This is a genomic window from Streptomyces sp. 3214.6, from assembly GCF_900129855.1.
Taxonomy (GTDB): Bacteria; Actinomycetota; Actinomycetes; order Streptomycetales; family Streptomycetaceae; genus Streptomyces; species Streptomyces soliscabiei.
Window position 1 is genome coordinate 3,070,310 of record NZ_LT670819.1, and the last position, 26,195, is coordinate 3,096,504.

19 protein-coding genes are annotated in these 26,195 nt (G+C 70.0%); 10 read left to right on the plus strand and 9 right to left on the minus strand.

Features of this window, described 5'->3' with window-relative positions:
* Positions 1–38 precede the first annotated feature (38 nt).
* From B5557_RS13625 to glgB, 4 genes are all read left to right on the plus strand, one after another.
* Positions 39–2,177 (plus strand): alpha-1,4-glucan--maltose-1-phosphate maltosyltransferase, encoded by a 2,139-nt coding sequence (locus tag B5557_RS13625; RefSeq protein ID WP_079659422.1) that lies wholly within the window; start codon positions 39–41, stop codon positions 2,175–2,177.
* Positions 2,174–3,892, plus strand: coding sequence for a maltose alpha-D-glucosyltransferase (gene treS, locus B5557_RS13630; protein WP_079659423.1), 1,719 nt, complete (start codon positions 2,174–2,176; stop codon positions 3,890–3,892). Before B5557_RS13625 ends, treS begins: the two co-directional genes overlap by 4 nt.
* A 97-nt stretch (positions 3,893–3,989) precedes the next feature.
* Positions 3,990–5,360: a maltokinase N-terminal cap-like domain-containing protein gene (locus B5557_RS13635; protein ID WP_079659425.1), complete on the plus strand. Its 1,371-nt coding sequence runs from the start codon at positions 3,990–3,992 to the stop codon at positions 5,358–5,360.
* A 13-nt stretch (positions 5,361–5,373) separates the two neighbouring features.
* Positions 5,374–7,758: a 1,4-alpha-glucan branching enzyme gene (gene glgB / locus B5557_RS13640; RefSeq protein ID WP_079659426.1), complete on the plus strand. Its 2,385-nt coding sequence runs from the start codon at positions 5,374–5,376 to the stop codon at positions 7,756–7,758.
* A gap of 25 nt (positions 7,759–7,783) precedes the next feature.
* Here glgB and B5557_RS13645 read toward each other — a convergent pair whose 3' ends face one another.
* The 4 genes from B5557_RS13645 to B5557_RS13660 all read right to left on the minus strand — a co-directional run bounded on the left by B5557_RS13645 (position 7,784) and on the right by B5557_RS13660 (position 12,649).
* Positions 7,784–10,054, minus strand: coding sequence for a HelD family protein (locus tag B5557_RS13645; protein ID WP_079659429.1), 2,271 nt, complete (start codon positions 10,052–10,054; stop codon positions 7,784–7,786).
* Positions 10,055–10,212: 158 nt separating this feature from the next.
* Positions 10,213–10,545 carry a thioredoxin family protein gene (locus B5557_RS13650; protein ID WP_079659431.1) on the minus strand — a complete coding sequence of 111 codons (333 nt, stop codon included), beginning with the start codon at positions 10,543–10,545 and terminating at the stop codon, positions 10,213–10,215.
* Positions 10,542–10,970, minus strand: a complete 429-nt coding sequence (locus B5557_RS13655) for a MerR family transcriptional regulator (RefSeq protein WP_079659433.1) — start codon at positions 10,968–10,970, stop codon at positions 10,542–10,544. Before B5557_RS13655 ends, B5557_RS13650 begins: the two co-directional genes overlap by 4 nt.
* A gap of 248 nt (positions 10,971–11,218) precedes the next feature.
* Positions 11,219–12,649, minus strand: coding sequence for a cation:dicarboxylate symporter family transporter (locus tag B5557_RS13660; RefSeq protein ID WP_079664759.1), 1,431 nt, complete (start codon positions 12,647–12,649; stop codon positions 11,219–11,221).
* A gap of 124 nt (positions 12,650–12,773) precedes the next feature.
* On the opposite strand from B5557_RS13660, the gene B5557_RS13665 reads away from it, so the two are divergent.
* Both B5557_RS13665 and B5557_RS13670 read left to right on the plus strand, forming a co-directional pair.
* Entirely contained in the window at positions 12,774–14,489 is a 1,716-nt protein-coding gene (locus B5557_RS13665; protein WP_079659434.1) for a sensor histidine kinase, read from the plus strand.
* Positions 14,486–15,184, plus strand: a complete 699-nt coding sequence (locus B5557_RS13670; protein WP_079659437.1) for a response regulator — start codon at positions 14,486–14,488, stop codon at positions 15,182–15,184. The genes B5557_RS13665 and B5557_RS13670 overlap by 4 nt, the downstream gene beginning before the upstream one ends.
* Positions 15,185–15,193: 9 nt before the next feature.
* On the opposite strand, the gene B5557_RS13675 is transcribed toward B5557_RS13670, so the two are convergent.
* Entirely contained in the window at positions 15,194–15,778 is a 585-nt protein-coding gene (locus B5557_RS13675; protein ID WP_079659439.1) for a hypothetical protein, read from the minus strand.
* 45 nt (positions 15,779–15,823) lie between these two features.
* Between B5557_RS13675 and B5557_RS13680 the strand changes: the two genes are divergently transcribed.
* On the plus strand, positions 15,824–16,723 hold the full coding sequence (locus B5557_RS13680; protein ID WP_079659440.1) for a 5'-methylthioadenosine/S-adenosylhomocysteine nucleosidase: 900 nt from the start codon (positions 15,824–15,826) through the stop codon (positions 16,721–16,723).
* A 3-nt stretch (positions 16,724–16,726) separates the two neighbouring features.
* On the opposite strand, the gene B5557_RS13685 is transcribed toward B5557_RS13680, so the two are convergent.
* Positions 16,727–17,752 carry an ATP-dependent 6-phosphofructokinase gene (locus B5557_RS13685; protein WP_079659442.1) on the minus strand — a complete coding sequence of 342 codons (1,026 nt, stop codon included), beginning with the start codon at positions 17,750–17,752 and terminating at the stop codon, positions 16,727–16,729.
* Between the two features lie 181 nt (positions 17,753–17,933).
* Between B5557_RS13685 and pta the strand changes: the two genes are divergently transcribed.
* The 3 genes from pta (at position 17,934) to pyk (ending at position 22,853) form a co-directional block, all read left to right on the plus strand.
* Positions 17,934–20,024 carry a phosphate acetyltransferase gene (gene pta / locus B5557_RS13690; protein WP_079659443.1) on the plus strand — a complete coding sequence of 697 codons (2,091 nt, stop codon included), beginning with the start codon at positions 17,934–17,936 and terminating at the stop codon, positions 20,022–20,024.
* Positions 20,025–20,053: 29 nt separating this feature from the next.
* A complete protein-coding gene (locus B5557_RS13695; protein WP_079664760.1) occupies positions 20,054–21,283 on the plus strand; it encodes an acetate kinase in 1,230 nt (409 codons plus the stop codon).
* 139 nt (positions 21,284–21,422) lie between these two features.
* Positions 21,423–22,853: a pyruvate kinase gene (gene pyk, locus B5557_RS13700; RefSeq protein ID WP_079659445.1), complete on the plus strand. Its 1,431-nt coding sequence runs from the start codon at positions 21,423–21,425 to the stop codon at positions 22,851–22,853.
* A gap of 131 nt (positions 22,854–22,984) precedes the next feature.
* Here the strand turns inward: pyk and B5557_RS13705 are convergent, their stop codons facing one another.
* The 3 genes from B5557_RS13705 to B5557_RS13715 form a co-directional block, all read right to left on the minus strand.
* The gene (locus B5557_RS13705) at positions 22,985–24,361 is read right to left on the minus strand and encodes a hypothetical protein (RefSeq protein WP_079659446.1); all 1,377 of its coding nucleotides are present in this window, start codon (positions 24,359–24,361) and stop codon (positions 22,985–22,987) included.
* Positions 24,351–24,989: a DUF6114 domain-containing protein gene (locus tag B5557_RS13710; protein ID WP_079659448.1), complete on the minus strand. Its 639-nt coding sequence runs from the start codon at positions 24,987–24,989 to the stop codon at positions 24,351–24,353. Before B5557_RS13710 ends, B5557_RS13705 begins: the two co-directional genes overlap by 11 nt.
* A 118-nt stretch (positions 24,990–25,107) precedes the next feature.
* A complete protein-coding gene (locus B5557_RS13715) occupies positions 25,108–25,740 on the minus strand; it encodes a DUF6230 family protein (RefSeq protein ID WP_079659449.1) in 633 nt (210 codons plus the stop codon).
* Positions 25,741–26,195 lie beyond the last annotated feature (455 nt).

Below are 26,195 nucleotides of genomic sequence, written 5' to 3' on the forward strand. Positions count from 1 at the left end.
CCATCCGCCCACCCTCGTTGATGCGGACAGGAGCGGTCATGCCCGCCACGCACCACTCGTCAGCACCCCCGACACCCCGCACCAGGGCGACACCCGCCCCCGAAACAACGGACGCGCTCCCCGCCCCGGAAGCGCTCCCCGCGCGCCCCGCCGAATCCGCCTCCTCGGACGAGGTCGCCGACACCGCCGTCGGGCGCATACCGGTTCTCGACGTCCGCCCGCTGGTCCAGCAGGGCCGCCGGCCCGCCAAGGCGGTCGCCGGTGAGACGTTCCAGGTGTCGGCGACCGTGTTCCGGGAGGGACACGACGCCGTCGCCGCCAATGTGGTCCTCAAGGGCCCGGACGGCGCCCTGGGCCGGTGGACGCCGATGCGCGAACTCGCCCCCGGCACCGACCGCTGGGGCGCGGACGTCACGCCGGACACGACGGGCCGTTGGACGTACACCGTTGAGGCGTGGGGGGACCCGGTCGCCACCTGGCGGCACCACGCCCGCATCAAGATCCCCGCAGGGATGGACACGGAGCTGGTCCTCGAAGAGGGCGCCCGGCTGTACGAGCGGGCGGCCGCCGGAGTGCCGCAGGGGCCGGACCGGACGGTGGTGCTGGCCGCGGTCGACGCCCTGCGCGACGCGTCCCGCCCGGCCGCGGCCCGGCTGGCGGCGGCGCTGACGCCGCAGGCCGAAGCCGTCCTCGGCCGTCATCCGCTGCGCGATCTGGTCACCGCCTCCGAATCGCTGCCGCTGCTGGTGGAGCGGGAGCGGGCGCTGTACGGCGCGTGGTACGAGTTCTTCCCGCGCTCCGAGGGGACCCCCGAGCGCCCGCACGGCACGTTCCGCACCGCCGCGCGCAGGCTTCCCGCCATCGCCGCGATGGGCTTCGACGTCGTCTATCTGCCGCCGATCCACCCCATCGGCACGACGTTCCGCAAGGGCCGCAACAACACCCTCGACCCCGGCCCGGACGACGTCGGCGTGCCCTGGGCGATCGGCTCCCCGGAGGGCGGCCACGACGCCGTACACCCGGACCTGGGGACCATCGAGGACTTCGCGTGGTTCGTGGAGCGGGCGGCGGAGCACGGGCTGGAGATCGCCCTCGACTTCGCCCTGCAGTGCTCGCCGGATCATCCCTGGGTGCAGAAACACCCCGAGTGGTTCCACCACCGGCCGGACGGGACGATCGCGTACGCCGAGAACCCGCCGAAGAAGTACCAGGACATCTACCCGATCGCCTTCGACGCCGACCTGGACGGGCTGGTCGCCGAGACCGTCCGGGTGCTCAGGCACTGGATGTCGTACGGGGTGCGGATCTTCCGCGTCGACAACCCGCACACCAAGCCGGTGGTGTTCTGGGAGCGGGTCATCGCGGAGATCAACGGCAGCGACCCCGACGTGATCTTCCTGGCGGAGGCCTTCACCCGGCCCGCGATGATGCACACGCTCGGCCAGATCGGCTTCCAGCAGTCGTACACCTACTTCACCTGGCGCAATACGAAGCAGGAACTGACGGAGTACCTCACCGAACTCTCGGGGGAGGCCGCCTCCTACATGCGGCCCAACCTGTTCGCCAACACCCCCGACATCCTGCACGCCTACCTCCAGCACGGCGGCCGGCCCGCCTTCGAGGTGCGCGCCGTCCTCGCCGCCACGCTGTCCCCGACCTGGGGCATCTACAGCGGCTACGAACTCTGCGAGAACACGCCGCTGAAGGAGGGCGGCGAGGAATACCTCGACTCGGAGAAGTACCAGCTCAAGCCCCGTGACTGGGCGGCGGCCGAACGCGAGGGCCGCAGTCTCGCCCCGCTGATCACAAAGCTCAACGAGATCCGGCGGGCCAACCCGGCCCTGCACCGACTGCGTGATCTGCACTTCCATCCGACCGACAAGGAAGCGGTGATCGCCTACTCCAGAAGGAGCTCGAAGAGCAGCGGTTCGAACACGGTTCTGGTGGTCGTCAACCTCGACCCCCACCACACCCAGGAGGCGACGGTGTCGTTGGACATGCCGCAACTCGGCCTGGACTGGCACGAGTCGGTGTCGGTGCGCGACGAGCTCACCGGCGAGACCTACCACTGGGGCAGGGCCAACTACGTGCGCCTCGAACCGGGCACCCGGCCCGCGCATGTACTCACCGTCCTGCGACCGTCCAACCCGCAGATCGGAGGGTCACCCACACCATGATCGTCAACGAGCCCGTTCCGGACACCTTCGAGGACACGCCCGCCAAGGACCGCGACCCCGAGTGGTTCAAACGCGCCGTGTTCTACGAGGTCCTCGTCCGCTCCTTCCAGGACAGCAACGGCGACGGCGTCGGCGACCTCAAGGGCATCACCGCCAAACTCGACTACCTGCAATGGCTCGGAGTCGACTGCCTCTGGCTCCCGCCGTTCTTCAAATCACCGCTCCGCGACGGCGGATACGACGTGTCCGACTACACCTCCGTCCTCCCCGAATTCGGCGACCTCGCCGACTTCGTGGAATTCGTCGACGCCGCACACCAACGCGGCATGCGCGTCATCATCGACTTCGTGATGAACCACACCAGCGACCAGCACCCGTGGTTCCAGGAATCGAGGAAGGACCCCGACGGACCCTACGGCGACTACTACATGTGGGCCGACGACGACAAACAGTACGCCGACGCCCGCATCATCTTCGTCGACACCGAGGTCTCCAACTGGACCTTCGACCCCGTCCGCAAGCAGTACTTCTTCCACCGCTTCTTCTCCCACCAACCGGACCTCAACTACGAGAACCCGGCCGTGCAGGAGGAGATGATCTCCGCGCTGAGGTTCTGGCTGGACCTGGGCATCGACGGGTTCCGCCTCGACGCCGTGCCCTACCTGTACGCGCAGGAGGGCACGAACTGCGAGAACCTTCCGGCGACGCACGAGTTCCTGAAGCGGGTCCGCAAGGAGATCGACGCGCACTACCCGGACACGGTGATCCTCGCCGAGGCCAACCAGTGGCCGGAGGACGTCGTCGACTACTTCGGCGACTACTCCTCCGGCGGCGACGAATGCCATATGGCGTTCCACTTCCCCGTCATGCCCCGCATCTTCATGGCGGTACGCCGGGAATCCCGCTACCCCGTGTCGGAAATCCTCGCCAAGACCCCGGCGATTCCGGCCAACTGCCAGTGGGGCATCTTCCTGCGGAACCACGACGAGCTGACCCTCGAAATGGTCACCGACGAAGAACGCGACTACATGTACGCGGAATACGCGAAAGACCCGCGGATGCGCGCCAACATCGGCATCCGGCGCCGGCTCGCACCACTGCTGGACAACGACCGCAACCAGATCGAGCTGTTCACCGCGCTGCTCCTGTCCCTCCCCGGCTCGCCGATCCTCTACTACGGCGACGAGATCGGCATGGGCGACAACATCTGGCTCGGCGACCGCGACGCCGTCCGCACCCCCATGCAGTGGACACCGGATCGCAACGCAGGTTTTTCCTCCTGCGACCCCGGCAGACTGTCCCTGCCTGCGATCATGGACCCCGTCTACGGGTACCAGGTCACCAACGTCGAGGCGTCGATGTCGTCGCCGTCGTCGCTGCTGCACTGGACCCGGCGGATGATCGAGATCCGGAAGCAGAACCCCGCCTTCGGCCTCGGAACGTACACCGAACTGCAGTCCTCCAACCCGGCCGTCCTCGCCTTCCTGCGGGAGGCCCCCCTGTCCAAGGACGGAGGGGACGACCTGGTGCTGTGCGTGCACAACTTCTCGCGCTTCGCACAGCCCACCGAACTGGACCTGAGCCGGTTCAAGGGGCGGTACCCGGTGGAGTTGTTCGGCGGGGTGCGCTTCCCGCCGGTCGGTGAACTGCCGTACCTGCTCACCCTCGCGGGGCACGGCTTCTACTGGTTCCGGCTGCGTCGCGACGCGGCCTAGAACCCCGCGGCGGGGCGGTTCCCTCCGGGTTTCCCCCGCCCCGCCCGGGGCACGCATCAGTAACACCCCGACCCCCCGGGGAAAGGAACGTGACGCCATGGCGGAAACGGTCACACTCTCCGGCAAGACGAGTCCCGGCCTCCTCGCGTCACTGGACCCCCTGCTGCGGGAGTGGCTGCCCCGCCAGCGCTGGTTCGCCGGCAAGGGGCGTCCGGTCACCGGGTTCTCGCTGGTGGCGGCCACCGAGCTGCTCCCGGTCGGCACCCGGCTGGGCCTCTACCACCTGCTGGTGCGCGCCGAGCAGGGCGCCGGGCCCGGCGACTGCTACCAGCTGCTCATCGGCGTACGCGAGGCTCTGCCGCCCCGGCTGGCGCCCGCGCTGATCGGACACGTGACGCAGGGGCCACTGGCCGGACGGACCGTGTTCGACGCCCTGTACGACACCCGGCCCGCCGAGGTGCTCCTGGAGGCCTTGCGCACCCGGGCGCGGATCGGGGCGCTGCGCTGCGAGCGGGAACCCGGGCAGGAGATCCGGTCGGGGCTGGTCCCGCGCCGATTGACGGGCGAGCAGTCGAATTCGTCGATCGTCTATGGCGATACGTTCATCCTGAAGCTTTTGCGCCGGGTGGTGCCGGGCGTCAACCCGGACCTGGAACTGCCGCTGGCGCTGGCCCGCGAGGGCTGCCCCCGGGTGCCCGCGCCGACGGCCTGGATGGAGGCGCACCTCGACGACGAGCCCTACGTGCTGGCCGTGCTCCAGCCGTATGTGCAGGGCGCGGCGGACGGCTGGGAGCTGGCGCTGCGGGAGCTGGCCAAGGGCGAGGACTTCGCCGCGGAGGCGCGGGCGCTGGGGCGGGCCACCGCCGAGGTGCACGGGGCGCTGGCCCGGGCCCTGCCCACGGCGACGCTCGGCCACGCACAGATACAGCCGATGGCCGACGGCATGGCCGTCCGCCTCGACGCGGCCGCGCAGGCCGTGCCCGCCCTGCGCCCGTACGCGCCCGCACTGCGCACCGCCTTCACGGCGCTGGCCGGTCTCGCGGCCGAGGGCCACACCTGGACCGCCCAGCGCGTCCACGGCGACCTGCACCTCGGGCAGTGCCTGCGCGCGGGCTCCGGGGAGTGGACGCTGATCGACTTCGAGGGGGAGCCGGCCCGGCCGCTGGCCGAGCGGCGCATGCCGCAGCCGACGGTGCGGGACGTGGCGGGCATGCTGCGCTCCTTCGACTACGCGGCCCACTCGGCCGACCCGCCCACCCCGGGCTGGGCGCACGCCTGCCGGGCGGCCTACTGCTCCGGGTACGCCGAGGTGGCGGGCGCCGACCCGCGCACCGACCCCGTGCTGCTGCGGGCCTACGAGACGGACAAGGCCGTCTACGAGGTCGTCTACGAGGCCCGGCACCGGCCCGACTGGCTCCCCGTACCGCTGTCCGCGATACACCGCCTCGCCGCACCCGACCTGCCTTGAGGAGGCTCCGTACGTGACTCCCCCGAAGAAGAAGTCCGCCGCGCAGAAAGCAGTGACCAAGAAGGCGGTGGCGAAGAAGGCGGCGAGCAAGAAGGCCCTGGGGAAGGAGGCCCTGGGGAAGGAGGCCCACGGGAAGGAGAAGGCGGTGCCTGCCGCGAAAGCCCCCGCGCGGAAGCCGAAGAAGCCTCCCGTGGCGCCGCCGGTCGCGCCCTTCTCCCCGGCCCTCGACGCCGTCGACCGCGAACGTCTGCTGCACGGCGCCCATCACGCCCCGCACTCGGTGCTCGGCGCGCATCCGGCGCCCGGCGGGATCGTCTTCCGGGCGCTGCGCCCGTACGCGCGGTCCGTCACGGTGCTCGCGGGCGACCTGCGCGCCGAGCTCCACGACGACGGCGACGGCTTCTTCTCCGGGCTGCTGCCCCTCACCGAGGTCCCGGCCTACCGGCTCCTGGTGGCGTACGAGGGCACGACCGTGGAGACCGAGGACGCCTACCGTTTCCTGCCCACGCTGGGCGAGCTGGACCTGCACCTGATCGGCGAGGGGCGGCACGAGCAGCTGTGGACGGTGCTCGGCGCGCACCCGAGGACTCACCAGGGCGTGCGCGGCACGAGCTTCTCGGTGTGGGCGCCGAACGCGCGCGGCGTGCGGCTGGCCGGCACCTTCAACTTCTGGGACGGCACCGGGTACCCGATGCGTTCGCTCGGTGGAACCGGGGTCTGGGAGCTGTTCGTGCCCGGGATCGGCGAGGGCGAGCTGTACAAGTTCGACATCACCCGCCCGGACGGCTCGCACACCCTGCGCGCCGACCCGCTGGCCCGGCGCACCGAGGTACCGCCGGCGACGTCGTCGATCGTGCACGCCTCGGCGTACGAGTGGGGCGACGAGGAGTGGCTGGCGCGCCGGGCCGAGATACCCGTGCACAAGGCGCCCTTCTCCGTCTACGAGATCCATCTCCCGTCCTGGCGACCAGGACTGACGTACCGTCAACTCGCCGACCAGCTCCCCGCCTACGTCAAGGACCTCGGTTTCACGCATGTCGAGCTGATGCCGGTCGCCGAGCATCCCTTCGGCGGCTCCTGGGGCTACCAGGTCACCGGCTTCTACGCGCCCACGGCCCGGCTCGGCACGCCGGACGACTTCAAGCACCTGGTGGACGCGCTGCACCGGGCCGGCATCGGCGTCCTGATGGACTGGGTCCCGGCGCACTTCCCGCGCGACGACTGGGCGCTGGCCGAGTTCGACGGCCGTCCGCTCTACGAGCACGAGGACCCGCTGCGCGCCGCCCACCCCGACTGGGGGACGCTGGAGTTCGACTTCGGCCGACGCGAGGTGCGCAACTTCCTGGTGGCCAACGCCAGTTACTGGTGCGAGGAGTTCCACATCGACGGGCTGCGGGTGGACGCCGTCGCCTCCATGCTCTACCTCGACTACTCGCGCGAGCCCGGCCAGTGGACGCCGAACGAGCACGGCGGGCGGGAGAACCTGGACGCGGTGGCGTTCCTCCAGGAGATGAACGCGACGGTCTACCGCCGAAGCCCCGGGGTCGTCACGATCGCGGAGGAGTCCACGGCCTGGGACGGCGTCACGCGGGCCACACACCATCCGGGCCCGAGCGGCTTCGGCGGGCTCGGCTTCGGCCTGAAGTGGAACATGGGCTGGATGCACGACTCGCTTGAGTACATGACCCACGAGCCGGTGCACCGCCGCTACCACCACCACGAGATGACCTTCTCGATGGTGTACGCCTACAGCGAGAACTACGTGCTGCCCATCTCCCACGACGAGGTGGTGCACGGCAAGCGCTCCCTGGTGTCGAAGATGCCCGGCGACTGGTGGCAGCAGCGCGCGAACCTGCGGGCGTACCTGGCGTTCATGTGGGCCCACCCCGGCAAGCAACTCCTCTTCATGGGGCAGGAGTTCGCCCAGGGAGCGGAGTGGTCCGAGGCGCACGGCCCCGACTGGTGGCTGCTGGACCCGGCCTACGGCGCCGAGGCCGACCACCGGGGCGTCCGGGACCTGGTCCGCGACCTGAACAGCGTCTACCGGACGACCCCGGCCCTGTGGCAGCAGGACACCGACCCCGCCGGTTTCCAGTGGATCGTCGGGGACGCCGCCGAGGACAACGTCTTCGCCTTCCTGCGCTACGACGCCGACGGCTCCCCGCTCCTGTCCGTCTCCAACCTCTCCCCCGTCGTCCGCCACGACTACCGCCTCGGCGTCCCCGACGACATCCCGGCCTGGCACGAGACCCTCAACACCGATGCGGCCGGCTACGGCGGCAGCGGCGTCGCCCACCCCGACCCGATCAAACCGGAACCCCACGCCCGCCACGGCCGCCCGGCCGCCATCCGCCTGACACTGCCACCCCTGTCGACGGTGTGGCTACGCCCGGCGTAGGCGGGCCGGGGACTGTTCCGGACCCTTACGTCAGCGCTTCCGTCAGCGGCTTCGGCAGTTCCTTGGTGTGGACCACGCCGAGGCGTTGGGTGGCTCGGGTGAGGGCTACGTACAGGTCGCTGGTGCCGTAGTCGGCGGGCTCTACGACGAGCACCGAGTCGAACTCCAGCCCCTTGGCCTGGCGCGGGTCGAGCAGGACGACCGTGCGGGTCAGGTCCGGTTCCGCGCCCGCCGTCACGCCGTCCAGGCGGGCCGCCAGCCGTCGGTGCAGCGCGCGCGGGGCGATCACCGCGAGCCGGCCCTCGGCGGGGGTCAGCTCGGCCACGGCCTCGGCGACCGCGCCCGGCAGGTCGTCGCTCGCGCGGGCCCAGGGCTTCACTCCCGTGGAACGGACCGAGCTCGGCGGTTCGAAGTCCGGGTTCTGTGCGCGGACGACGGCCGCCGCGACGTCCATGATCTCGGCCGGGGTGCGGTAGTTGACGCCGAGGCGGGTGTGCTCCCAGCGGTCCTCGACGTACGGGGCGAGGATCCCCGACCAGGAGCCGACACCGGCCGCCTCGGCCGTCTGGGCCGGGTCGCCGACCAGGGTCATCGAGCGGGTCGGGCTGCGCCGCATCAGCAGCCGCCAGGCCATCGGCGACAGCTCCTGCGCCTCGTCGACGATGATGTGGCCGAACGCCCAGGTCCGGTCGGCCGCCGCGCGCTCGGCGGCGCTGCGGTGGTCGTCCTCCTCGTGCCGCTCGGCGAACCGCTCGGCGTCGATGATGTCGTGCGCGGACAGGACTTCGGAGTCCTCCTCGTCCTTGTCGTCGAACTCGTAGGTGCGCGAGGCGTAGGAGACGTCGAGGACGCCCTGGGCGTAGGCGACCTGTGTCTCGCGCTCCCGGTCGGCCCGCACGCGGGCCCACCGGTCGTCCTCGCCGAGGAGTTCGGCCGCCTCGTCGAGCAGCGGGACGTCCGCGACCGTCCAGGCCCGGGTCACCGGGCGGCGGATCGCGGCCGCGTCCTCGTCGCTCACGTACCCCTCGGGGGCGGCGAGGAAGTCGGCGACCAGGCGACGCGGGGTGATGCGCGGCCACAACCGGTCGATGGCGGACCAGACTTCGGGGTTGTCGGCGAGCTCCTCGCGGATCTGGGTGATGTCGCCGGCGTCCAGCATGTTCGAGCCGTCGTAGGGGTCGGTGCCGATGCGCTCGGCGACCATGTCCGTCAGCGTGTTGAGGATGTAGCCCTCGAAGTGCTCGCGGGCCGCGTTGTGCGGCAGCCGTGCGGCGCGGGTGCGCTCGCGGGCGACGCCCACGAGTCCGTCGTCGAGCATCAGGACCTCACGGTCGTGCTCGATCGTGATCACCGGGTCGGGCAGCGCCTGCCGGTCGCGTACGACGGCGGCGAGGACGTCCGCCATGTCGGCGCGACCCTTCACGGCGGCCGCCTCGGGGGTGTCGGTCGCCGTCGCCTTCACGCCGGGGAAGAGTTCGCCGACCGTCGCCAGCAGCACGCCGGTCTCGCCCAGCGAGGGCAGCACCTCGCCGATGTAGCCGAGGAAGGCGGGATTGGGGCCGACGATCAGGACGGCCCGCTTGGCGAGCAGTTCGCGGTGCTCGTAGAGGAGGTAGGCGGCGCGGTGCAGGGCGACGGCCGTCTTGCCGGTGCCGGGGCCGCCCTCGACGACCAGGACCCCGCGGTGGGGAGCCCGGATGATCTCGTCCTGCTCGGCCTGGATGGTCTGCACGATGTCGTTCATACGGCCGGTGCGGGCGGAGCCCAGCGCGGCGAGCAGCACGGCGTCGCCGGTGGGGTCCTCGTGGCCGGTGCGCTCCTGGTCGCCGAGGTCGAGGATCTCGTCGTGCAGGGCGGTGACCCGGCGGCCTGAAGTGGTGAGGTGCCGGCGGCGGCGCAGGCCCAGCGGGGTGTGGCCGGTGGCCAGGTAGAAGGGGCGGGCGACATCGGCGCGCCAGTCGATGAGGATCGGCGTGTGCTCGGCGTCGTCGGTACGCAGGCCGATGCGGCCGATGTGGTGGCTGATGCCGGAGGTGAGGTCGATGCGGCCGAAGCAGAGGGAGCCGTCCACCGCGTTGAGCGCGGCCAGCAGACCTGAGCGTTCGGCGACGAGGATGTCGCGCTCCAGTCGGGCCTGCTGGGGCGTGTTGCCCTGGGCGAGCGCGTCCGTGACGGAGGTCTCCGTGTCGCCGCGCAGGGCGTCCACCCTCGCGTACACCCGGTCGATGAATTCCTGCTCGCGCCGCAATTCACTATCCGGAAAGTCGGTGTTTGACAATTCCACTCCCGCCCGCATATACTGTGCTCACTGAGCTTCTTTGCGACCCGATTCTCTTGAAGTCGCGAACCATCGAATATACGCAAAGAAATCCCCCGAGCGCAATTGCTCGGGGGATTTCTTTTGCATCGGGTGACATACCCGGCGAGGTGTGCGACGGGGCTCGGAGCATGGGCTCAGAGCACGTCGGACAGCTCCTCCAGCAGCCGCCGCTTGGGCCGGGCCCCCACCATCGCCTTCACGGGCTCACCGTCGCGGAACACCATGAACGTCGGCATCGACAGCACCTTGTAGGCGTTGGTCGTCTCCGGGTTCAGGTCCACGTTCAGTTGCACCACCTTCAGCCGCTCGCCCTCCTCCGCGGCGATCGCACTCAGCACCGGCCCCATCTGCCGGCACGGCGGACACCAGTCGGCGGTGAACTCCACCAGGACCGGCAACTCCGCTCCCAGCACCTCCCACCCGAAGTCCGCGTCCGTCACTTCCGCCACACCATCGGCTTTGATCACCGTGACTGCCCTCCCAGTTCACACCCGGGTTCCGGACCCCCCGGAACCAGCGCCTCGGCGGCCAGTTCGTCGCGGGCCTGCTCGGCCCTGACCAATTGCCCCGCGACCGTCTCCCGCACCGCCCGCAACTCCCCGATGAGCTCGTCCAGCTCCGCCAGCTTGCGGCGGTATACCGCGAGCGACGCCGGGCAGGAGTCGCCCTCCGGGTGCCCGGCCCGCAGACACTCCACGAAGGGCCGTGTCTCCTCCAGATCGAACCCGAAGTCCTGGAGCGTCCTGATCTGCCGCAACAGCTTCAGGTCGTCCTCGTCGTACGTGCGGTATCCGTTGCCGTTCCGCCGGGCGGGCAGCAGCCCCCGGGATTCGTAGTACCGCAGCGTCCGGGTCGTGGTCCCGGCCCGCGCGGCCAGCTCGCCGATGCGCATGCCTACGAACGTACGGCTTGACGCCGACGTCAAGGCAAGAGCGGTTCAGCTGTGAGACGGACAGACGAAAAAACCGGGCGACCGAGCCACGGGGGAGTGCTCGGCCGCCCGGAGACGGTGGGGTGGAGAAGGTGGGGACGGGGGTGGTGAGGGTGGAGAAGGTGGGGACGGGGGTGGTGTGGTGCCCGGGTGTCCGGCCCCGGTTCAGGCGGGGCCGGACACCCGGAGTCGGGGGCCCTTGAAGCGGATCAGGCCTTGGCGAGTTCCTTCTCGCCGCCCTCGCGCTGCTCGGGCAGGTCCGCGGAGTCGTCCTCGGCCTCGTCCTCGTGGTCGAGCAGGGTCTTCTCGTCGAAGGGCAGACCCCCGGCGAGCACCAGCTGGACGCGCTCCTTGTCGATCTCCTTGGTCCAGGTGCCGACCAGGACGGTGGCGACGGCGTTGCCCGCGAAGTTGGTGAGGGCGCGGGCCTCGCTCATGAAGCGGTCGATGCCGACGATGAGGCCCATGCCGTCCACCAGGGCGGGCTTGTGCGACTGCAGACCGCCGGCCAGGGTCGCCATGCCGGCGCCGGTGACACCGGCCGCGCCCTTGGAGGCGACGAACAGGAAGAGCAGCAGCGGGATCTGCTCGCCGATCGACATCGGCGTGCCCATGGCGTCGGCGATGAACAGGGACGCCATGGTCATGTAGATCATGGTGCCGTCGAGGTTGAAGGAGTAGCCGGTCGGGACGGTGATGCCGACGACGGGCTTGCTGACGCCCAGGTGCTCCATCTTCGCGATGAGCCGCGGCAGCGCCGACTCGGAGGAGGAGGTGGACAGGATCAGCAGGAACTCACGGGCGAGGTACTTGAAGAACGTCAGGATGTTCAGGCCCGCGAAGATCCGCAGCAGCGCGCCGAGCACGATGAAGACGAACAGGAAGCACGTGGTGTAGAAGCCGAGCATCAGGACGGCGAGGCTCTTGAGCGCGTCCACGCCCGCCGAGCCGACGACCGCTGCCATCGCGCCGAACGCGCCGATCGGGGCGGCCCACATGACCATCGACAGGACCCGGAAGACGAGCCGCTGGATGTGCTCGACGCCGCGCAGCACCGGCTGGCCGGACTTGCCCATGGCCTGCAGGGCGAAACCGCAGAGCAGCGCGATGAGCAGGGTCTGCAGGACGTCCGGCTGGGTGAACGCGGAGACCATGGTGGTGGGGATGATGCCGAGCAGGAACTCGGTGGTGTCCTTGGCCTCCGCGGAGACCTGGGCCTGACCGGTCTCCTTCACGGCGTCGGTGATGTGGAGCCCGGTGCCCGGCTCCAGGATGTTGCCGACGACCAGACCGATGCTGAGCGCCACGAGCGACATGACCACGAAGTAGCCGAGCGCGATACCGCCGACCTTGCCGACCTTGGCGGCCTTGCGCACGGATCCGATGCCGAGAACGATCGTGCAGAAGATGATCGGCGGGATCATCATCTTGATCAGGTTCACGAATCCGGTGCCGATGGGCTTCAGCTCGACGGCGAAGTCGGGGGCGATGAGACCCACGGCGATGCCGATGGCGACCGCGACGATCACCGCGATGTAGAGATAGTGGGTGCGGTCCCGCTTGACCGCGGGTGCGGCAGGTGCCGTATCGGGGGTGCTGCTGGCGGCCACGGCTGCCCTCCTTGACGTCTTCGTCGGCATCACCGGCGTGCGGCTCACGTCCGGGGAGTTATGGGGGAATGCGGCGACTATCCCCCGCCCGTGTGAGCGCGGTCACCCTTCCGTTCATTTAGTTCACACTTAACCTCGGAGGCACACTGACGACATGCGCATCCCCGACCTGCCGAGACCACGCAGCCTCGCCGGCCAGCTCTTCGCCATGCAGGCCGTGCTGATAGCGGTGCTCGTCGCGGGATACGCGCTGTTCACGTACGTCAGCGACCGCAGCCAGGCCGAGGACGCGGCGGGCCGCCAGGCCAAGGCCGTGGCCCGGTCGGTCGCCGACTCCCCCTCGGTACGGTCGGCCATCAGCACCCCGAACCCCACCGCCGAGCTCCAGCCCTACGCCCTGCGCGTCATGAAGGACGCGGAGGTCGACTTCGTCACGATCATGAATCCGCAGGGCATCCGCTGGACCCACCCGGACGTGAGTCAGATCGGCCAGCGCTTCCGCGGCAACACGGCCAAGGCGCTGAAGGGTGAGACGTTCACCGAGACCTACACCGGCACCCTCGGCGCGTCCGTCCGCGCCGTCACCCCGATCGAGGACGGCAACGACCGGGTCATCGGACTGGTCAGCGCGGGCATCAAGGTCGAGTCGATCAGCAAGCGGGTGCAGGACCAGGTGGCGGCCCTGTTCGGGGTGGCCGTCGGCGCGCTCGCCCTCGGCGCGATCGGCACGTACGTCATCAACGCGTCCCTGCGTCGGCACACCCATGGCATGAACGCGGCGGAGCTGAGCCGGATGCACGACTACCACCAGGCCGCGTTGCACGCGGTGCGCGAGGGGTTGCTGATGCTGGACGGGCAGTACAGGGTGGCGCTGATCAACGACGGCGGCCAGGAGCTGCTGGGCGTCTCCGGAGAGGTGGTGGGCACGTCGGTGGCGGACCTCGGCCTGCCGGCCCCGCTGACGGGCGCGCTGCTCGCCTCGGAACCCCGGGTGGACGAGGTCCATCTGGCGGCGGACCGGGTGCTGGTGGTGAACACCTCCCCGGTGTCGGGCGGCGAGCGCAGGGGCACCGTCGTCACCCTGCGCGATGTGACCGAACTCCAGTCCCTGATGGGCGAGTTGGACTCCGAGCGGGGCTTCACTCAGGCGCTGCGCTCACAGGCCCACGAGGCGGCGAACCGCCTGCACACGGTGGTCTCGTTGATCGAGCTGGACCGCGCGGAGGAGGCCGTGGACTTCGCGACGGCGGAACTGGAACTGGCCCAGGCGCTGACCGACCAGGTGGTCGCGGCGGTCAGCGAGCCGGTCCTGGCGGCCCTGCTGCTGGGCAAGACGGCCCAGGCCAACGAGCGGGGCGTGGAGCTGGTGGTCTCACCGGACAGCGACCTGGACGACGGACTGCTCCCCGAGTCGCTGCCGGCCCGGGACCTGGTGACGATCCTGGGCAACCTCATCGACAACGCCGTCGACGCGGCGCAGGGCAGCGTGCCGGCGCGGGTGACCGTGACCGCGTACACGCAGGGCGACGAGCTGCTGCTCCGGGTGACGGACACGGGAACGGGCGTGGATCCCGCGCACGCCTCCCTGGTCTTCGAACGCGGCTTCTCCACGAAACCGGCCGGGCCGGGCGGCCGGGGCCTCGGGCTGGCCCTGGTCCGGCAGGCCGTGCACCGGCACGACGGGACGCTGTCGGTGGCGGAGGCGGAGGGCGGCGGAGCCGAGTTCACCGTCAGTCTGCCGTTGCGGGCGAGCTCCGCGTCCGGTACATCAGGTTCCGCGTCGGCATCGAAGCCGACATCCGGGCCTGCGTCCGGGTCGGCATCCGGGCCTGCATCCGGGTCGGCGTCTACGTCTGGAGGCAGGGGATGACGGCCGAGGAGCCGATCAGAGTACTGGTCGTCGAGGACGATCCGGTCGCCGCGGACGCCCATGTCATGTACGTCGGGAGGGTGCCGGGCTTCGTCGCGGTCGGGAAGGCGCACACGGGTGCGGAAGCCCGCCGCCTGCTCGACCGCACCCCGGTGGACCTGCTCCTGCTCGACCTCCACCTCCCCGACGCGCACGGGCTGCAACTGGCCCGCTCGCTCCGCGCGGCCGGCTACCACGCCGACGTGATCGCGGTGACGTCGGCGCGGGACCTGACGGTGGTGCGCGAGGGCGTCTCCCTGGGGGTCGTCCAGTACGTACTGAAACCGTTCACGTTCGCAACCTTGCGGGACCGGCTGGTGCGGTATGCCGAGTTCCGGGGTGCCGCGGGCGAGGCGAGCGGCCAGGACGAGGTCGACCGCGCCCTGGCCGCCCTGCGCGCACCCGGGCCCGCCGCGCTCCCGAAGGGCCTGAGCGCACCGACCCTGGAGCGGGTGACGGAGGCGATACGGGAGGCTCAGGAGGGGCTCACCGCGGCGGGCGTCGCCGAGGCGGTGGGAATCTCCCGGATCACCGCCCGGCGGTACCTGGAACACCTGGTGGAGGCGGGACGAGCGGAACGCAAGCCGCTGTACGGGCAGGTCGGGAGGCCGGAACTGGTGTACCGATGGGTGCGGGGTGCCGGGAAGGGGCGGTGAGACCGACCCTCACGCACCACCACCACTGCCACCACCACCACCGCTGCCGCTGCCGCTGCCGCTCCCGAACGGAACCGTGTACAGGACCACGAACACCCCCAGCCCGACCACGGCCGCCGCCTCGGCCAGGGACAGCACCAGCAGTCCCGCCGAGACCTGCCCCCCACCCCAGTACACGATCAGCGCGGCCAACGGCACGACACAGAACGCCAGCAGGTCGACCGCGCACTGCACGATCTTCCGGAGCGGGCGCCGGGCGTCACTGCGGTGATAGACCTCCCACCGAAAAGCGGCCTCGGTACCCGTCAGTTCCTCGAGCCGCGGCCCCAACTCCCCCCGCACATACCGTCCGATGGCCGAGATCTTCTCGTCGTTGACCAGGTAGGTCCATCCCAGCACCACACACACCGGCGGCAGCGCCAGCAGCATGGACGTCTGTTTGGCCTGGGCCGCCGCGGCGACGACGGCGGCCACCACCGCCAGGGTCACGTACAGCAGGTTGTCCCGGAACCCGATCCGCGCCTTCTGCTCGTCCTTGACGCTCTGGTACTCGGCCAGCAGCAACTGCCCTGCCCCGACGTCCTGTTCGGCCACTGCAACCACCCTCTCCCCCGATGAACCTGGCAGTACCTTAAAGGTGTGTCAGAGACAAAACCCACTGTCGTGGTCCTTACCGCACTCGCGCTCGAATACGCGGCCGTGCGTGCCCACATCGCCAACCGGCGGGAGGACGTCCATCCCGACGGAACCCGCGTCGAGATCGGCCGCCTGGACGGCACGTCCTGGCAGGTGGCGCTCGCCGAGCTGGGCGAGGGCGTGAGCAACGCCTCCGCGATGACCACCCAGCTCATCAACTGGCTCCGTCCGCAGGCCGTGTTGTTCGTCGGCATCGCGGGCAGCCTGAAGGAGGACATCGGCATCGGGGACGTCCTCGTCGGCACCAAGGTCTACGGCATCCAGGGCGGCAAGTGGACCCCCCAGGGCTTCCACTCCCGCCCCGAGGCCTGGCACGCGTCCAACGCCCTGGTCCAGGCGGCCCGTTCGGCCGTGCGGGACATGACGGACGTACGGCCGCACTTCAAGCCGATCGCCTCGGGGGACGTCGTCCTGGCCGATGCCGAGGCCGAAATCGTCACGTTCCTTCGCGAGCACTACAACGACGCCGCCGCGATCGAGATGGAGGGCTCGGGCGCAGCACACGCGGCCCATCTGAACGGCCAGGTGAGTGCCCTGGTCATCCGCGGGATCAGCGACCACGCCGACGCGAGGAAGAGCAGGGCCGACGCCACCGGGTCACAACGACTGGCCGCCGCGCAGGCGGCGGAGGTGGCGGCGGCGGTCCTGCGCAAGCACGAACCACAGGACACGTCCGACACCCCCGGCACCACGGAGGGACCCCGACGCGGCTCCGGCTCCGGCTCCGGCTCCGGGGGCGACCACATCACCTTCCAGGGCGGGACCTACTACGGACCGGTCATCGGAAAGATCACGGGGAACATGGGACACACAGGGCACATGGGACCCGCAGGACGCCCGTAACGTCTAGAAAACGGACTCGGCCTCGACGATCCGGTCCTTCGGTACCGTTTTCAGCTCGGTCACCGCCTCCGCCAGCGGCACCATCACCACGTCCGTCCCGCGCAGCGCCGTCATCCGTCCGAACTGGCCGCGGTGCGCGGCCTCCACCGCGTGCCAGCCGAAGCGGGTCGCGAGGACGCGGTCGTAGGCCGTCGGCACGCCGCCGCGCTGGACGTGGCCGAGGATGACCGGGCGGGCCTCCTTGCCGAGCCGCTTCTCCAGCTCGTACGCCAGTGCCGTGCCGATGCCCTGGAAGCGCTCGTGGCCGAACTGGTCGATCGCACCCTTGCTGTAGTCCATGGTGCCGTCGGCCGGGTGCGCGCCCTCCGCGACGCAGATCACCGCGAACTTCTTGCCGCGCGCGAACCGCTCCTCGACCATCTTCACCAGGTCGGCGGGGTCGAAGGGGCGCTCCGGCAGACAGATGCCGTGCGCGCCCGCCGCCATGCCGGACTCCAGCGCGATCCAGCCCGCGTGGCGGCCCATCACCTCGACGACCATCACCCGCTGGTGCGACTCGGCCGTCGTCTTCAGGCGGTCCATCGCCTCGGTGGCGACGCCGACCGCCGTGTCGAAGCCGAACGTGCGGTCCGTGGAGGAGATGTCGTTGTCGATCGTCTTCGGGACGCCGACCACCGGCAGCCCGGCGTCCGACAGCATCCGCGCCGCTGTCAGCGTGCCCTCGCCGCCGATCGGGATCAGCGCGTCGATGCCGAAGTCGTGGATCATGTCGGAGGCGCTCTCGCAGGCCTCGCGCAGCCGGTCGCGCTCCAGGCGGGAGGAGCCGAGGATGGTGCCGCCGCGGGCCAGGATGCCGCTCACCGCGTTGAGGTCGAGGGCGCGGTAGCGGCCGTCCAGGAGACCCGCATAGCCGTCCTCGAAGCCGATGACCTCGTCGCCGTAGTTGTCGACGGCGCGGTGCACGACCGACCGGATCACTGCGTTGAGGCCGGGGCAGTCGCCGCCTGCGGTGAGAACTCCGATGCGCATCGTGCTGTGTCTCCTGCTCGCTGTGGGTACCGGGGAGCCAGGTTCGATTGTTTCACGCCGCCGAGCGGGCCGTCGCTTGACGGGCGCCTTATCTACGCCCAGGGGTATTGTCAAGAGGGATCTGCTCACCTAGGTGGGCGATTTTTGTGTCCCTGAAACTGCAAGGAAACGGAGAGCTCGCGTGACCCGCAGCGTGTACGTCACCGGTATCGACCGCGGCGACGGCCGCCAGGTCGTCGAGCTGGGGGTCATGGAACTCCTGACCCGGCAGGTCGACCGGGTGGGCGTGTTCCGGCCTCTCGTCCACGACGGACCCGACCGACTGTTCGAGTTGCTGCGCGCCCGCTACCGGCTGGCGCAGGACCCGACGAGCGTCTACGGCATGGACTATCACGAGGCGTCCGCGCTGCAGGCCGAGCAGGGGGCCGACGAGCTGGTCTCGACCCTCGTCGACCGGTTCCACCGGGTCGCCCGCGACTACGACGTCGTCCTCGTCCTGGGCACCGACTACGCCGACACCCAGTTCCCCGACGAACTCGCCCTCAACGCACGCCTCGCCAACGAGTTCGGCGCGTCCGTGCTGCCGGTCGTCGGCGGCCGGGGGCAGACCACGGAGTCCGTGCTCGCCGAGACCCGCAACGCCTACCGGGCGTACGAGGGCCTCGGGTGCGACATCCTTGCCATGGTCGCCAACCGGGTCGACCGCGAGGACCGCGACGAGATCGCCTCCCACCTCACCAACCGGCTGCCGGTCCCCTGCTATGTGCTGCCCGACGAGCCGGCCCTGTCCGCGCCGACCGTCGCGCAGATCAGTCACGCCCTGGGCGCGAGGGTGCTGCTGGGCGACGACTCGGGGCTGGCCCGCGACGCCCTCGGCTTCGTCTTCGGCGGGGCCATGCTGCCGAAGTTCCTGGCCGCGCTCACGCCGGGCGCGCTGGTCGTCACCCCGGGCGACCGGGCCGACCTGGTGATCGGCTCGCTCGCCGCGCACAGCGCCGGAACCCCGCCGATAGCCGGGGTGGTGCTCACCCTGGGCGAGGTCCCGACCGACGAGATCCTCACCCTGGCCGCCCGTCTCGCCCCCGGCACCCCCGTCGTCTCGGTGCCCGGCAACAGCTTCCCCACGGCCGAGCAGCTGTTCTCGATGGAGGGCAAGCTGAACGCGGCCACCCCGCGCAAGGCCGAGACCGCGCTCGGTCTCTTCGAGCGGCACGTCGACACCGGTGACCTGCTCAAGCGGGTCTCCGCGCCCAGCACCGACCGGCTCACTCCGATGATGTTCGAGCACAAGCTCCTCGAACAGGCCCGCTCCGACAAGCGCCGGGTCGTCCTGCCCGAGGGCACGGAGGAGCGGGTGCTGCACGCCGCCGAGGTGCTGCTGCGTCGCGGCGTCTGCGATCTCACGCTCCTCGGGCCCGTCGAGCAGATCCGCAAGAAGGCCGCCGACCTGGGCATCGACCTCGGCGACTGCCAGCTGATCGACCCGGCCACCAGCGAGCTGCGCGACTCCTTCGCCGAGCTGTACGCCGGTTTCCGCGCCCACAAGGGCGTCACGGTGGAGCTGGCGTACGACGTCGTCTCGGACGTGAACTACTTCGGCACGCTGATGGTGCAGGAGGGTCTCGCCGACGGCATGGTCTCGGGCTCGGTGCACTCCACGGCCGCGACCATCCGCCCGGCCTTCGAGATCATCAAGACCAAGCCGGACGCCGACATCGTCTCGTCGGTCTTCTTCATGTGCCTCGCCGACAAGGTCCTCGTCTACGGCGACTGCGCCGTGAACCCCGACCCGAACGCCGAGCAGCTCGCCGACATCGCCATCCAGTCGGCCGCGACCGCCGCGCAGTTCGGTGTGGAGCCGCGGATCGCGATGCTGTCGTACTCGACGGGTACGTCGGGTTCGGGCGCCGACGTCGACAAGGTGCGGGAGGCGACGGAGCAGGTCCGCGCCCGGCGCTCCGACCTGAAGATCGAGGGGCCGATCCAGTACGACGCGGCCGTGGAGCCGACCGTCGCGGCGACCAAGCTGCCGGGGTCCGAAGTCGCCGGGCAGGCCAGCGTGTTGATCTTCCCGGACCTCAACACCGGCAACAACACCTACAAGGCCGTGCAGCGTTCGGCCGGCGCGATCGCGGTCGGGCCGGTGCTGCAGGGGCTGCGCAAGCCCGTCAACGACCTGTCGCGGGGCGCCCTCGTGCAGGACATCGTCAACACCGTCGCCATCACGGCGATCCAGGCCCAGACATCGAGTGAGAAGGCAACCTCCCAGTGAGCTCCGCCCGCCCGTCTCCCACCACCACCCTGTCCGACGAGCTTCGCTCGGCGGCTCCTACTCGAGTCCTCGTCCTCAACTCCGGCTCCTCGTCGGTGAAGTACCAGCTGCTCGACATGCGCGACAGCAGCCGGCTGGCGAGCGGGCTCGTCGAGCGCATCGGCGAGCAGTCCTCCCGGCTGAAGCACACGCCGCTGGCGGCCGGCGGCGAGAGCCGTGAGTGGAGCGGGCCGATCGCCGACCACGACGCCGCGCTGAAGGCCGTCGCGGAGGAGCTGGCCAAGGACGGGCTGGGGCTGGACTCCCCCGAGCTCGCCGCCATCGGCCACCGCGTGGTGCACGGCGGCAAGCAGTTCACCGAGCCGACAGTGATCGACGACGCCGTCCTCGCCGAGATCGAGCGGCTGATCCCCGTCGCCCCGCTGCACAACCCGGCCAACCTCACCGGCATCCGCACCGCGAAGGCGCTGCGGCCGGACCTGCCCCAGGTCGCCGTCTTCGACACCGCCTTCCACACGACGATGCCGGAGGCCGCGGCCCGCTACGCGATCGACGTGGAGACCGCCGACGCGCACCGCGTGCGCCGCTACGGCTTCCACGGGACCTCCCACGCGTACGTCTCCCGGGCGACGGCGAAGCTGCTGGGGAAGACCCCCGAAGAGGTGAACGTCATCGTGCTGCACCTGGGCAACGGGGCGTCCGCGTCGGCGGTCGAGCGGGGCCGGTGCGTGGACACCTCGATGGGGCTCACCCCGCTCGAGGGCCTCGTCATGGGGACCCGCTCCGGGGACGTCGATCCGGCCGTCATCTTCCATTTGGCGCGAGTTGGGGGAATGTCCATCGACGATATCGACACTCTTCTCAACAAGAAGAGCGGTCTGATCGGGCTGTGCGGCGACAACGACATGCGGGAGATCCGGCGGCGGGTCGACGAGGGCGACGAGCGGGCGAAGCTCGCCTTCGACATCTACATTCACCGCTTGAAGAAGTACATCGGCGCCTATTACGCGGTACTCGGCACCGTGGACGCCGTCGCGTTCACCGCCGGGGTCGGGGAGAACGCGGCGCCGGTGCGGGAGGCGGCCGTCGCGGGCCTTCAGTCGCTGGGGCTGGCGGTGGACGGCGCGAAGAACGCCGTACGCGGCGACGAGCCGCGGCTGATCTCGCCCGCCGGCGCGCGGGTGGCGGTAGCCGTGGTGCCCACGGACGAGGAACTGGAGATCGCTACACAGACCTACGCACTGGTGGAACGGTATTGATATGCGGCTCCCCGCGTGGCGACCGAGCAGCCGCGTTGAAATGCGGCTCCGCCGCGTGGCAACTGAGCACATCCCTTCTCATTTGTATCTTCCGCCAGACGGAATATTCCGTTGCGAAACAAACCGATAGGATCGCCTCATGCGCCGTTCGAAAATCGTCTGTACTCTCGGCCCCGCGGTCGACTCCCATGAAATGCTCGTGTCGCTGATCGAGGCCGGCATGAACGTGGCCCGCTTCAACTTCAGCCACGGCACGCACGCCGAGCACCAGGGCCGTTACGACCGGGTCCGGGCCGCCGCCAAGGAGACCGGCCGGGCCATCGGTGTCCTCGCCGACCTGCAGGGCCCGAAGATCCGCCTCGAGACCTTCGCCGAGGGTCCCGTCGAGCTGGTGCGCGGTGACGAGTTCACCATCACCACCGAGGACGTCCCCGGCGACAAGACGATCTGCGGCACGACGTACAAGGGCCTGCCCGGTGACGTCTCGCGCGGCGACCAGATCCTCATCAACGACGGCAACGTCGAGCTGAAGGTCCTGGACGTCGAGGGCCAGCGGGTCAAGACGATCGTCATCGAGGGCGGTGTCATCTCCGACCACAAGGGCATCAACCTGCCCGGCGCGGCCGTCAACGTGCCCGCGCTGAGCGAGAAGGACATCGACGACCTGCGGTTCGCGCTGCGGATGGGCGCCGACCTGGTCGCGCTGTCCTTCGTCCGGGACGCCAAGGACGTCAACGACGTCCACCGCGTCATGGACGAGGAGGGCCGCCGGGTCCCCGTCATCGCCAAGGTGGAGAAGCCGCAGGCGGTGGAGAACATGGAGGACGTCGTGATGGCGTTCGACGGTGTGATGGTCGCGCGTGGCGACCTCGCCGTCGAGTACCCGCTGGAGCGGGTCCCCATGGTGCAGAAGCGCCTCATCGAGCTGTGCCGGCGCAACGCCAAGCCGGTGATCGTGGCGACCCAGATGATGGAGTCGATGATCACCAACTCCCGTCCGACCCGCGCCGAGGCCTCCGACGTGGCCAACGCGATCCTGGACGGCGCGGACGCCGTGATGCTGTCCGCCGAGTCGAGCGTGGGCGCGTACCCGATCGAGACCGTGAAGACGATGTCGAAGATCGTCACCGCGGCCGAGCAGGAGCTGCTCAGCAAGGGTCTGCAGCCGCTCGTGCCGGGCAAGAAGCCGCGGACGCAGGGTGGTTCGATCGCCCGTGCCGCCTGCGAGATCTCCGACTTCCTCGGCGGCCGCGGTCTGGTGGCCTTCACGCAGTCCGGCGACACCGCCCGCCGGCTGTCCCGGTACCGGGCGTCCCAGCCGATCATCGCCTTCACCACCGACGAGAACACCCGCAACCAGCTGGCGCTGAGCTGGGGCGTCGAGTCGCACGTGGTGCCGTTCGTGAACACCACGGACGAGATGGTCGACATGGTCGACATGGAGATCGCCAAGATCAACCGCTTCAACCCGGGCGAGATCGTCATCATCACGGCCGGTTCACCCCCCGGCGTCCCCGGCACCACCAACATGCTGCGCGTCCACCACCTCGGCGGCGGCTCCCGCGACTGATCCCGGCAGCCCCGTGAAGGAGCGTGAACGACGCTGAGGGCGCCCCCTGCGACAGGGGGCGCCCTCAGCGCTTGTGCGGCTCCCGGACGGGTCTAGGGGGCGCTCAGCCGGTGTGGTGCTCGTGTCGTCCGTCAGCCGGCGGTCGTGTACTGGTGCAGCCCCGGCACGGTCAGCGTGCCGCCGAACTGGCCCGCCTGCTGCACCTTCACGTTGGTGAAGTAGATCAGCGGGATGTTCAGGGGCGGCGGGCTCTTCGGGCTGAACGTGATCGGGATCAGGCCGAACAGGTTCCCGGAGATGCTCTCCGTGTACATGATCGTGTCGCCGTCGCGGATGGTCGACGTGGTGCCCTTGCCGGCCTGCACGTGGTAGGTCCGGCCGGACTGCTTGTCGTTCACCGTCTGATGCAGGTCGCCGATGTCCGTCCCGCCCGAGATGACGTACTTCAGCACCTCCTTGACGGTGCCGTTGGCGGTCTTCACCTTGACGACGCCCTGGTAGTCGGCGCCCTTGAGGAGCAGCGAACTGGCGTTCAGGTACCAGGGGTCGTCGGGCAGCCTGACCTTGTTGTCGATGCCGCCCTCGTCGTCGGTGGCGACGGGGCAGTCGTCGACGTTCGTGGTGGCGCTCTGCGAGGGGCTCGGCGAGGCCGTGGCGTCGTCGGTGGCCTTCCCGGCGTCCTTCGCCGTCTCCTCGGCCGTTTCGGCGGTGTCCTTGACGGTGTCCTTCACCTTGTCGGTGACGGCGTCCTTGGTGCCCTTGGACGTGCCGGAGGAGCCCTTGCCCGACGTACCGGAACCCGAGGAGCCGGACCCGGAGCCGGAGCCGGAGCCCGACGACGAGTCGCCCGCCGAGGCCGATCCGGAGGCCGACGGGGACGGGCTCGCCGTGGCCGTGGAGCCGGCGTCCTTGCCGTCGAAGAGGTCCGTGAGGGCGTCGCCGACGGTCTCCAGGACGCTCTTGCTCGTCTCGGTGGCCGACGGGCTCGCCGTCGCGGTGTCACCGGACGTCGCCGACTTCGCGGGCGAGGAGGACGCCGAAGGGGAGGGCTCCGCCGTGTCGCCGGAACCTGAATCCGACGACGAGGAGCCGCCCTTGTCGCCCGAGTCGCCCGACGTGTCCTTCGAGCCGTCCTTGGAACCGTCCGTGGACTCGTCCTTGGAGTCGCCCTTCGAGCCGTCTGCGTCCTCGCTGGCGCTGTCCGAGGCGGACGGCGACGGCGAGGGCGACGCGGACGCGTCCGCGCCCTCCAGGGCCGCCACGCAGTCCTTGTACTCGTCGATCGTGAGGCTCTTGGACGCCGGCTGGTCCTCGGCGTTGGCGAGGGTCGGCGTGAAGCCCATCCCCATGAGAACCGCCGTCGGCATGGCAGCCAGGGCTATCGCCTTGCCCGCCGGCATGTGGAATCTCGTGAACAGCGGCTTCTTGGGTGCCGCATGGCGCGGCCCGGTGGTTCTCACGCGGGCAGCGTCCACATCGCTCCCGGTGGAAACCTCGTCAGCCGGCACTGTGCCTCCCGTTCGCCCCGTTGGCCGGGCTCGTTCGTGACAGTTCGTGCAGATCGTGCGGCTCGCCCGTCGCCTCGTCGTCCTTGGTGAAGGACGGCCCCGCGGTGGGGGCCGGGCCCGTGCTGTACGGGTTCACGGTGAGATCGCCCGCCGGGACCGAACTCTCGGGAAACGCGCCCTCGGGGGCGTCTCCGGCGTTCGCGACGGCCTCCGGCGACTGGGCCGGGGCGGGCGGCGCACCCGGCGCCCAGGACACGGCCATCGCCCCGCCGATCAGCGCGAACAGGAAGCCGATGAGGAACCCGCCGAGGTTGGACACCGGGATGGAGACCAGGCCGAGCAGGATCGCCGCGACGCCCGCGAAGACCTGTACGTGCTTCTGAAACCACAGACTGATGCCCAGGACGCCCAGCAGCACACCGATGATCAGCGACCCGGCGCCCGCGGTGGTCGACATCGCCAGTGTCAGATGGCCCACCTGAAGGTGCGCGTAAGGGAAGTAGGCGATGGGGAAGCCGGCGAGAAGGACGAACAGGCCCGCCCAGAAAGGCCTGGTGCCCCGCCAGGCGCGGAACTGCTGCCTCCGGCGGGTGAACTGACCGGGGTCGGCAGGGGTCTCGGCGCTCATGGAAAACAGCTCCCTGGTGCGGCGTTTCTGTGGTGGTGAGTTGTACAGCGCGTGAAGACCCGGCCTTCACGATGGACGGGCGGGGGCGCCACCGGCTCCCCCGCCCGTCAGAGAGTGCTTAGTAGCACTCCTTGACACCCGTCGACAGCGACATCTTCAGGCCGCTGAGCTTGAAGGTTCCGGCGGTGGTGGCCCACGCCGTCTGCTTCACGTCGGTCAGCGTGACGGAGTCGGCCTGCTGGGCGAACCCGAACGGGTTCGCTGTGTCACCGCTCTTGAGACCAGGACCCTTGCTGGCGTCCTTGGCCGCGACGCCGATGTCGAGCCCCCGGAACACGGCGTCCGCCGAAAGGTCCTCGACGTCGATGTACAGGTTCTCGGCCTCGACCGGCTTACCGCCGCCGCCCGCCTTCAGCGTGAGGCTGACGGAACCGATCAGCGGGATGTTCGGGGTGACCACGGACTGGCACATGTTCGTGATCGAGGCGCTCTTGAACCCGGAGACGGCGACGGGGTGAGCCGTCTTCTTGCCGTCGAGGGTGTAACCCGAGTCGATCGCGCCGTACTGCGAGAAGCCCGTGCCGTCGAGCTGGTCGGCCGTGACCTTGAACGACTGGCCGGACACGCTGAACGACGCGGCCAGTGCACCCTGCGCGAGGGCGACACCTATACATGCCGTGGCGGCGACGCTGGGCACCATGACCACAGCGAACCGCTTCCATCTGGTCCCGCCACGCACCTGGGACTCCATATTTCCTCCTTCTCGGACGTACATCTCCTGGCCCTGACTAGCCTCCTGAAACGGCGGCTCAGCCGGGCAGGGATGGGAGAAGTGCTACGTCCTCGGGAAGGGGAGCGCCCGTAACTCGGAGGCGCGAACCGCGCACCGATCACCGGCGATCACCCCCGAGCGACAACCACTGGTCGCGCCTGACACGCATCACGCACAACCTTGCTGGGCAGGCTTCGCGCAGCGAAGACCCCCCTGCCCAAGGGCCGGCGCCACTGCCGCCTGCCCTGCTCGGTGGGGACCCAGGAAAACCCGTTGACCCAACCGGCTGTCGGGGTACGGGATTGGACCGAGCGTGGCCGATCGTGGTGCATTCTCGCCGCCCGCACAAGGGGGTTCGTTACTGGCTAGTAACGGCCGGATAACCGAACAACGACCCACAGGTCTCGACCGGCAACACAGGGTGTCATCCATGC